10 protein-coding genes, 1 tRNA gene and 1 pseudogene are annotated in these 9,380 nt (G+C 42.2%); 8 read left to right on the top strand and 4 right to left on the bottom strand.

Features of this window, described 5'->3' with window-relative positions; all coding sequences use genetic code 11:
* Positions 1 to 164 (bottom strand): annotated as a pseudogene (locus V7K56_RS31095) (photosystem II D2 protein (photosystem q(a) protein)); the annotation flags it as partial.
* A 596-nt stretch (positions 165 to 760) separates the two neighbouring features.
* Here V7K56_RS31095 and V7K56_RS31090 point away from each other — a divergent pair.
* The 5 genes from V7K56_RS31090 (at position 761) to V7K56_RS31070 (ending at position 3,935) form a co-directional block, all read left to right on the top strand.
* Positions 761 to 1,033, top strand: coding sequence for a hypothetical protein (locus tag V7K56_RS31090; RefSeq protein WP_334916989.1), 273 nt, complete (start codon positions 761 to 763; stop codon positions 1,031 to 1,033).
* Positions 1,034 to 1,046: 13 nt separating this feature from the next.
* A complete protein-coding gene (locus V7K56_RS31085) occupies positions 1,047 to 1,724 on the top strand; it encodes an ABC transporter ATP-binding protein (protein WP_334916987.1) in 678 nt (225 codons plus the stop codon).
* A 242-nt stretch (positions 1,725 to 1,966) separates the two neighbouring features.
* Positions 1,967 to 2,515 (top strand): NYN domain-containing protein, encoded by a 549-nt coding sequence (locus V7K56_RS31080; protein WP_334916985.1) that lies wholly within the window; start codon positions 1,967 to 1,969, stop codon positions 2,513 to 2,515.
* Between the two features lie 145 nt (positions 2,516 to 2,660).
* Positions 2,661 to 2,732: transfer RNA gene (locus tag V7K56_RS31075), tRNA-Asn, on the top strand.
* A gap of 24 nt (positions 2,733 to 2,756) precedes the next feature.
* Positions 2,757 to 3,935 (top strand): aminotransferase class V-fold PLP-dependent enzyme, encoded by a 1,179-nt coding sequence (locus V7K56_RS31070; RefSeq protein ID WP_442940290.1) that lies wholly within the window; start codon positions 2,757 to 2,759, stop codon positions 3,933 to 3,935.
* On the opposite strand, the gene V7K56_RS31065 is transcribed toward V7K56_RS31070, so the two are convergent.
* On the bottom strand, positions 3,932 to 4,720 hold the full coding sequence (locus V7K56_RS31065) for a hypothetical protein (RefSeq protein WP_334916983.1): 789 nt from the start codon (positions 4,718 to 4,720) through the stop codon (positions 3,932 to 3,934). The genes V7K56_RS31070 and V7K56_RS31065 overlap by 4 nt on opposite strands.
* 228 nt (positions 4,721 to 4,948) lie before the next feature.
* On the opposite strand from V7K56_RS31065, the gene V7K56_RS31060 reads away from it, so the two are divergent.
* Both V7K56_RS31060 and V7K56_RS31055 read left to right on the top strand, forming a co-directional pair.
* Positions 4,949 to 5,242: a hypothetical protein gene (locus V7K56_RS31060; RefSeq protein WP_334916981.1), complete on the top strand. Its 294-nt coding sequence runs from the start codon at positions 4,949 to 4,951 to the stop codon at positions 5,240 to 5,242.
* A gap of 232 nt (positions 5,243 to 5,474) precedes the next feature.
* Complete coding sequence (locus V7K56_RS31055) at positions 5,475 to 6,533, top strand: ATP-binding protein (protein WP_334917005.1); 1,059 nt, start codon at positions 5,475 to 5,477, stop codon at positions 6,531 to 6,533.
* Between the two features lie 301 nt (positions 6,534 to 6,834).
* Here V7K56_RS31055 and V7K56_RS31050 read toward each other — a convergent pair whose 3' ends face one another.
* Both V7K56_RS31050 and V7K56_RS31045 read right to left on the bottom strand, forming a co-directional pair.
* Entirely contained in the window at positions 6,835 to 7,674 is an 840-nt protein-coding gene (locus V7K56_RS31050) for a M56 family metallopeptidase (protein ID WP_334917003.1), read from the bottom strand.
* A complete protein-coding gene (locus tag V7K56_RS31045) occupies positions 7,674 to 8,093 on the bottom strand; it encodes a BlaI/MecI/CopY family transcriptional regulator (protein ID WP_334916978.1) in 420 nt (139 codons plus the stop codon). Before V7K56_RS31045 ends, V7K56_RS31050 begins: the two co-directional genes overlap by 1 nt.
* Before the next feature lie 473 nt (positions 8,094 to 8,566).
* Between V7K56_RS31045 and V7K56_RS31040 the strand changes: the two genes are divergently transcribed.
* Positions 8,567 to 9,301, top strand: a complete 735-nt coding sequence (locus tag V7K56_RS31040) for a 2-phosphosulfolactate phosphatase family protein (RefSeq protein ID WP_334916976.1) — start codon at positions 8,567 to 8,569, stop codon at positions 9,299 to 9,301.
* Positions 9,302 to 9,380 lie beyond the last annotated feature (79 nt).

Below are 9,380 nucleotides of genomic sequence, written 5' to 3'. Positions count from 1 at the left end.
GTGACAAACGTGGTGCCGGTCAGCCAACCGCCTAGTGCTAGGAAGGCGCAAGGGAACAATAGTATCCCTGACCAACCTACGAATACGAAGCGATCACGCTTGAGCCAGTCGTCGAGAACGTCAAACCACCCTCTACTGGGCGCGCGTCCAACTGCGATGGTCATTAGAACAAATCTCCAAATGTTTATAAGTACAGGTGGTATCTATATTATAGACGACCATAAAAAGCCTTCTATAAGCAGAAAGTTAACCGACTTGTTAACCTAGTTTACAATTTTTTACACACCTTTAATTATATTAGGTGTAAATTGCTAATTTTTCTAGGGGTTTTCTCATAAAAATTAATTTTTGATTCAAAAGAGGTAGATAAATCAGGAGAGTAGAGAATAAGGAATGAAGAGCAGAAAGGCACAGGAGCAGTGGAGCACGGGGGACAAGGTGACTAAAGTTAGTGGGACTTAGACAAAAAGTAGCCATAAAAATACCTCAAATGCATATACACAGAGACTTTGATATCGCTTTGCCTAGTTTGTTGATCTATATGAGTTTCAAGCATTTTTGAGCCTTTAATGTATTTTCCTTGTCCTGTATGGGTTTGAGGCTTGTTTTTCCCTCAAAAATGTTTAAGTCCCGTTAGAACTGCAACAAGTCTTTCCCTTCTCCTTGTCCCCAAATCTCTTCCCAATGCCTAACCCTCATTTCCCTACAATCAGTAAGCTGACGCTAAAATGAGTCCACAGTTAAATTTGATTATTGCTAAATGTTTACCATTGATTTAAGCATCAAAAACACTGCTTTCCCTATCTCGGTACAACGTAAGTCAGCAGAAGATGCTGAGGCTATCTATCAGCTAATTTTGGCAGCAATCCGTTCTGGAAACCCTGACATTGTAGAACTCAAGTGCGAAGGTAAGACAGAGAAAAAAATTGCTGTCCGCGCTAGTGAAATTTCTGGGGTGCAGATTGTTCAGAAAGATGGTACAACCCCTGGTGGCGGCAGACCACCTGGCTTTTTTGCTGTAGCTGCTGAGTAACCAAGGTTAACAAATGGCTCAAGTGGGCATTGAAGTCAAGGATTTAAATTTCAGTTGGCCTAATGGAGAGAAAGTTATCAAATCTTGCTCTTTAGAAGTACCCAAAGGTGAATTTTGGATGCTCTTGGGTACAAATGGCAGTGGAAAATCTACTTTACTGAGACTGCTGGCAGGGTTATTAGCTCCTGAATCTGGCGAAATTCGGCTTTTGCACCCTGTTGGCTTTGTCTTCCAAAATCCAGATCATCAACTGGTAATGCCAACGGTTGGTGCTGATGTGGCTTTTGGATTGGTGGAAGAAAAGTTGCCACCTGCTGCTACTAGAGCCAGGGTTGAGGAGGCGTTAGGGGCGGTGAATTTGCTTACCCTGCAACGACGCCCTATTTATGCACTCTCTGGGGGACAAAAACAACGAGTCGCGATCGCAGGTGCGATCGCCCGTCGCTGTGAAGTCTTATTATTAGATGAACCCACTGCCTTACTAGATCCAGATAGCCAGTTGGATTTAGTTGCTGGTGTCCGTCGCCTTGTCAAAAGTCGAGGTATTACAGCCCTGTGGGTGACACATCGATTAGATGAGTTAAATTACTGTGACGGCGCTTTCTTGCTAGAAAAAGGCTTTCTGGTAGATAGCGGTGAAGCCCAACGTCTCAAGCAACGTCTCATGGAGGTACACAGCGAAGCCTCCTAATTGAGTGCTGAGTAAATAAGTAATAATTCATTGCATTCAGCACTTCTAAATACTACTAAAAAACTGTAACGCGCCTTTTAAACAAAGGCGCGTTTTTAAGTTGGTGCGTCTATCTGAGGTTTGAGTTTTGTGAGGCTACCGTGTTTTTTATTTAGTGTAACATAGTGTTACAGAGAATGCATCAATTATTATAAAACTTATGAATGAATTTTGTTAACTCTAGAAAATTGTGATTAAAAACCATGCCCCGTTCCTTACTCCCAGCCGTTTTGTTAGTGGACGGCTACAATATCATAGGCGCTTGGCCTTGCCTTAAAAAAACGCGTGATAGCGTTGGATTAGAGGCAGCACGGGGCGAACTTGTGGAAGCGATGACTGGTTATAGTGCGTTTCAAGGTTACACAACTCAGATAGTTTTTGATGCCCAATATCAGAACACCTCTAGTAATAAAGAAGTTATTACTGAGCTTTTATCTGTTTATTACACTGATTTTGGGCAAACCGCAGATACTTATATTGAAAAATCCTGCGCTTCTTTTCGCCAGCAAATAGCTCAATCTTTGATTTCTCGTGTGATTGTTGCTACTTCAGATCGGGCACAGCAGTTGATGATACAAGGCTATGGGGCCGAATGGTTATCAGCAGAACAACTCTGTAGGGAAGTAGAAGCCACTGTCTGCCGGATTCGACAAAAGTATCATACACGTAAACAATCGAAGAGTAGGTTTTTAGCTAATGGCATAGATGCCAAGGCGCGGCAGCGTTTGGCTGAATTACGAATGGGATTGTAGGTATTTAGTATTTAGCAGTCTCTGCTTAAGTTCCTGAATAGATTTTGGCTGCAAAAATCATTTATTAATTAAGCATCTAGAAAAATATTGGCGAATCTACTTGCTAAATCTTATTTTTAGCCTTAGAATGATAAACTGTGAGTGATCCTCAGTAGCTCAGTGGTAGAGCGATCGACTGTTAATCGATTGGTCGCTGGTTCGAATCCAGCCTGGGGAGTTTAGCAATTTTGGATTTTATATTTTGGATTATAGACTATCCTTCAGAGATTTATGGTCGCTTGACTCGACTGTGACGTTTCTGAATCATGGATCTTTTGGTGCTTGTCCGAAACAAGTGCTGGAGTTTCAACAACGTTTGCGATCGCAACTCGAACAAGAACCTTTACGCTTTTTTGCTAAGGAGTGGGAACCCCTGCTAGACAATGCCAGAAGTAAGCTGGCAGTGTTTATAGGTGCTGATGTCCAGGATTTAGTATTTGTCCCCAATGCAACGACTGGCGTTAATTCGGTGTTAAAGTCGCTAACGTTTTCACCAGAGGACGAAATACTTACAACCAACCACGAATATAATGCTTGCCGCAATGCACTTGATTTTATTGCCAGTCGCACTGGTGCGCGGGTGGTAGTGGCAAAAATTCCTTTCCCCATTGACTCGCCACAGCAAGTAGTGGGAGCAGTAATTGAGCGAGTTTCACCAAAAACACGATTAGCACTTTTAGATCATGTTACCAGTCAGACAGGGCTAATTTTCCCGATTCAAGACTTGGTGAAGGAGTTGCAACAACGGGGTGTAGATACATTGGTAGATGGTGCCCACGCACCTGGAATGATTCTCCTTGATTTACAAGAGATTGGCGCAACTTATTATACTGGAAATTGTCATAAATGGCTGTGTGCGCCAAAAGGGGCAGCATTTTTGTATGTGCAACGAGATAAACAGTTAGAAATTCGTCCTTTGACAATTAGCCACGGAACAAATTCGCCACGCACTGATAAAACCCGCTTTCAGTTGGAATTTGACTGGACAGGTACAGACGATTATACGGCTTATATGTGTGTACTAGAAGCGATCGCTTTTATGGGTTCGTTGCTACCTGGTGGGTGGACAGAATTGATGCAGCAAAATCATCAACTAGTGTTGCAGGGAAGACGGCTACTTTGTGAAGCGCTAGAAGTGCAGCCGCTTTGTCCAGATGAGATGATTGGTTCAATGGCGGTTGTGCCAATGCCTATAACTTTGGAAAACCGCGATTTCATGTCTATACATGATGAGTTGTTTGATAAGTTTGATATTCAAGTGCCGATAATACCGTGGCAGGAAAAACCTCGGCTGTTGGTAAGGATTTCAGCACAGATTTACAATACTTTAGAGCAGTATGAGTATTTGGCAAAGGTTTTAAAGGGGTTGCTCTCAGATTAATCTAGTTTGAGGAAACTGGCGATCGCTTCAATGGTTTGTTCTGCACTCTTAGCAGTAAACATTGGGCCAGCAGCCAAATAAATATTTTTATCAGATACCAAGTTGAAGACAATATTATAACTGCTTGAACTTGTACCTGTTACTGTGTCAATTGCAACTGCATCCATATTCAGCCCTGATATTTGTGAGAGTTTAGCTTCAATAACTTCTTGTCCTAGCCAACCTTTACGTTCGATAGTTGCTTTGTCAAGAGTTTTATCAAGAATGCAAATAATTATGTTATTCATCAGCAGATAAATAATGCAAACAGCACCACTGGCAATCAACAATAAACCTAGAGGATAAGTCCATAAACGAGTATCTTCATGAATAGTTAATTTTGGTTCTTGTGAGTTTTTAAGAAAGGCGTTGATTTGTGCAGCCATAGATTCCTTGTGAGTGCTGTCTGCATTTACTAAATCTATGGGAATTGAACTATCTCTCGTCAGAAGTAGCAAGGGATAACTATTTCCAGCAGTCGTGCTAGTGTCTAGTTTTGCACCAAGCACGTCTTTGAAATTCCAAGTTTTAACTTGAGATTTTAAAATACTTTTGGTGATTAATTGGCAACTTTCTTGAGTGGGTTTAACCCGATTACAAGTCAAAATAGTTGTCTTTGCCAGTGTCGTTATCAGTAAAACGCCTCCTGCAATAAATAATCCGCCAAATAACCAGTAGAGGATAGCTGCTGGCTTGAGTCGTAGTTTTAATAATGTTGGAGTTTGCTCTAAAATTTTGAGTCTCATTGTTGTAACTGTAGTCTTTACTCAAAGCAGTCCAGACACGAAATTCAGATTTTTGCATCGCAGATTGAAATGATTTAGTTTTCAATCTCGTGTTATGAATCGTTGTGACTTTTCATGATATGGCAAATGCACATACCCAAGAAGCAGATCGCGAAGACATTATCGGGCTAGTGCTATTCTTTTAGGTGATTGCACTTATAATTGCTGAAACTAGGATAAACGCTTTACATGGCTTCTGGAGCGCTGCCTTCTAATCCTTTTGTGGCTGCAGGGATGATTGAAGATCCCAGGCTGTTTGTTGGTCGTAAAGATGAATTATACGCGATCGCATCTCGGATGAAAGGCGTTCAGCCTACAAGTATCAATATAGTTGGTGACAAGCACATTGGTAAATCTTCGTTGCTGCATTATTTTGTTCTGACTTGGCAGCAGCGAGTATTAGACGCGAACCGTTATGTGGTTATTTACTTACCGTTACGGGATGTATATTGCCAAACTGAAACGGGTTTTATGAAGCTGTAGCTGAAGGTTTACTGAGTCACGTTCCGGGATGGCAACAACGCAATCTGCAAAATCCTTGGAAGACTAAACCGCTTAATCGTCAAGCATTTTCAGATGCGGTTAAGGAATGGAAACAGCAAGGAAAGCTACCTATCCTCTGTTTGGATGATTTTGAAAGCCTTTTGAAATATCCTGATAAGTTCGATAATGGATTTTATGACAATTTGCGATCGCTGATGGATAGCAAGTTTATATTGCTGGTAACTCCCTAGACCCGAAAACAGCAAAGAATCGTTTCAAAGGGCGAATTGATATATTTCAGGAAATTGAAACTTTGGCACTTTCTGAGCAACCGCCTGTGCTGTTACTCTATGGAGGGCGGAGGACAGGGAAAACCTCAGCGCTGAAATATCTACCTTATAGAATTGGCTCAGATATTGTACCTTTGCTGGTAGATTTACAGGGTGCAGCATCAGCCACAACCTTAAAAGGATTGGCTGAAAATTTAGCTCAACAAATTATCGAAGCTGCACGGCGATTACCTCGCACAGTAAACTTGCCTTATCCAGATGCCAATAAACTAGCAGAAGATCCATTTCCGGCGCTGCAAACTTGGTTCACAGAAATAAAACGCAGCAACCGTGGTAAGCAATTTCTCCTCTGTCTGGATGAATATGAACGCCTGGATGAAGTAGTGAAAGCAACAAGCAGCCGTGCGCCACTCAATTTTATCCGTAACCTGCTGCAACACCAACGCAAGTGGATTCTACTTTTTAGTGGTTCACAGGAGTTATCTGAACTTGATGATTACTGGAGCGACTATCTAATTAATACCCGTGCTTTGCGAATGACTTACCTGCAAGAGTCAGAAGCCCGCGATTTGATTCAACAGCCAGTAGAGAACTTCCGCGATATCTATGAACCAACTGCTGTAGATGCAATTATCCAAATTACTCGCTGTCAACCTTATCTCGTTCAGTTGGTGTGTTATGAGTTGGTGGAGTTGCTAAACCGCGATATTAGAAGAAACAGGCGAGAGGCAGATACAGCAAAAGCTACTGCACAGGATGTTAAAGAAGTTATACCTATTGTGCTGGAGCGAAGCGATCAGTATTTTCGGGAATTATGGAGGAGTTTAGCAGATAGCGATCGCTCTCTCCTGCGGCGTTTAATCCACGGGGAAACTCCCACGCAGCAAGACAAAGGCGTTGTCCGCAAACTAACGCGAAAAGAAATCTTGACTCAAGAAGGCAATGCCTTTCAAGTGCCTTTAGTACAAAAATATATAGAACAGTTGCTTGAAGAAGAATAAGCGTAATTTGTAATTACCGCTTGTTAATTTGTTTTTATCGCAATTTTCGTTACAAACACTGCGTTTTCATTACCAACGCCACAATATTTGTTACAAATAAAATGATTTTCGTTACAAACACTGCGTTTTCATTACCAACGTCACGATTTTTGTTACAAACACTACGTTTTCATTACCAACACTACGATTTTCGTTACAAACAAGATGATTTTTGTTACAAACACCACGATTTTGTTATAAACATCATAATTCTCGTTACAAACATCACGATTTCGTGCTGTAATAGCTTGCTAAATTCAACTTAACTATGAAATATCACAGTCAGTAGAGGCAGGAACGCCAACAAAAAGCCATGCCAGGATTGCAATTGAGTTTCTGGGGTTGCTTCTGGTGGTGCTAATAAAGCTTCTACTCTTTGTTCTAAGCGATCTGTACCAGAGGAACCTAATGCAGCACAGCAAATTTCTGATAAGACTGGGCTGCTACTAACCACTAATAAAAGTGATTCTGCTAACACTAGAGGGTCTACCTGCAATGCTGCATAACCGTCAGCACGGAGTTCGCGCAAAGCTAACAATTCTTCCCACAAAGGCTCTGTATTCGGCAACCATGCAGTGCAAGAACGCACCCAACCCAGCCAGAAAAACCAGAACGTATCCCTGTAATGGTGATGCCCTTGCTCATGGGCTAAGACGCTTTCTAAATGAGCGGGTGAGAGAGTTTGCACTAATCCTTGGCTAACCACTAGTTCTGGTTGCCAAAAACCGATTTGACCTGCAAACAACGCTCCCGTTTGCAGCAGTCTAGCTTGTCTATCGCCAACATTCACTAAGGGGCAGTTACGGGCAGATTCTACAGACTGCCAACCTTGGAAAGCAAGTTTAATGCATGAAATGGCAAAAAATGCTAAAGAAATTAACGCTAGTAAATAGCTAATTGAGCCTGTATACATCCCGCCCATTTGCCCTTGAGGCCCCATGAACAGCACAGCGATCACAGTCATGAAAATTAGCAAAGGCGGGAAGAGGAACAAAAATAGCGATCGCTGCCACCGCAGACTCCAATTACCTTGGCGTTGATTCCAGGAGGATCTTAACCACCAAGCAACTGCCAAAGCATTCAAAATCATCACTAGATGCATCATTGTTCCTCCCTGGCTTGGCGTGCAGATTGAATGCGTTTAGCGATCGCTGCTATTTGCTCGCTAGCTGCTTCATCCAGACTATCAGCAAAAGCAGCAACAACATCGGGATTCCCCACCGCCAAAAATCGCTGTAACTGCTCGTGAGCTTTGATGACTTCTGATTGCTGCTTACTCAGCAATGGCCGCCAATAGAATGCCCGCTCTTTTTTGTCGCAGGCTAGCCAACCTTTATCAGTGAGGCGACGTAAAACAGTGGTGACAGAAGTATACGCTAATTCGCGGTTGGGGTCGGCAAGGATGCGATCGTGTACATCCTTGACTGTGACTGAACCAAGTTCCCAAATGATATTTAAAATTTCCGCTTCCAACGGGCCTACAGATAGTTGTTTAGGGCGATAGTCGGGTAAAGGTGCCATAGCGATTTTCGATTTGAGATAAGCAAAGTGGAGGTAAAAATTTTAGTTTCTATCTGGCTTTAGTCAGGATGCGTAGTGGTGCTAACTTGAAATGCCAAATACAGCTTGAGAAAATCTGTTCTTGTTTTAGATTACAGGATAGTGCAGCAAATCTGAAAGTCTAAAAGCATAAAAATGGGCTTTTTGAGTATTTTTGTCTTAAATGGTTTAGAGCGTGCATTTTGATGTTAAAAAATACTTTGGGAACAATTGTGATTAAAACAGTGAACAGTGAACAGTGAACAGTTATCACGGCGTATAGTGAGGGGCAGATAAGCGCCACCAACGCTTACCACCAACTTTTGTGTGGTGTTTCGCATTGGATAAATCATTCTTTACTGATAACTGATAACTGATAACTGTTAAAGTTAGTGACACCAACTAGGTAGAATGTTATTTACGGCAGTAGTATATAAAACAGGTGTATCCAGCCCGTGAAGTTATTCGTATACCACACTCCTGAATTGACTCCAACGGATAAAGCGCCAGAATGTGCGATCGCAGTCGATGTCTTGCGAGCCACTAGCACAATAGCGACTGTCTTGGCATCTGGAGGCGAAGCTGTACAAGTATTCAGCGATTTAAATCAGTTAATTGAAGTTAGCGAAAAATGGCCCCCTGAAAAACGTCTGCGGGCTGGAGAACGCGGTGGCGCAAAAGTAGCTGGTTTTGAGTTGGGTAACTCTCCCCTCGACTGCACACCAGAGTTAGTCCAAGGGCGGCGTTTGTTTATCAGTACCACAAATGGCACTCGTGCTTTACAACGGGTACAAGACTCGCCAAATGTATTAGCAGCAGCCTTGATTAACCGGGCAGCGGTGGTGCAATTTCTCTTAGATAAGCAACCAGAAACAGTGTGGATTGTCGGATCAGGTTGGGAAGGCAGTTTTTCTTTAGAAGATACAGTTTGTGCGGGTGCAATCGCTCATAGTATTTTCCAGCAAAGCAACTCGTCACCAGAAGAACTCGCTGGTAACGATGAAGTAATTAGTGCGATCGCTCTTTACTCTCAATGGCAAGATAACTTATTAGAATTACTTCACCAAGCTAGTCACGGTCAACGATTGTTGCGTCTTGACTGTCAAGAAGATTTAAAATATTGTTCCCAAACTGATATTTTAGATGTTTTGCCCATGCAACATGAAACGGGAGTATTAAAAAGGGGATAGGGACTGTGGAGATGAGGGAGCAATCAATTCAAAATTCAAAATTCAAAATTCAAAATTCAAAATTAAAGAACTTCTGCCT

The organism is Nostoc sp., assembly GCF_036917535.1.
In the GTDB taxonomy this organism is placed as follows: domain Bacteria; phylum Cyanobacteriota; class Cyanobacteriia; order Cyanobacteriales; family Nostocaceae; genus Nostoc.
Note: the sequence above shows the minus strand (reverse complement) of the source record. Positions and strands in the feature narration are given on the sequence as shown.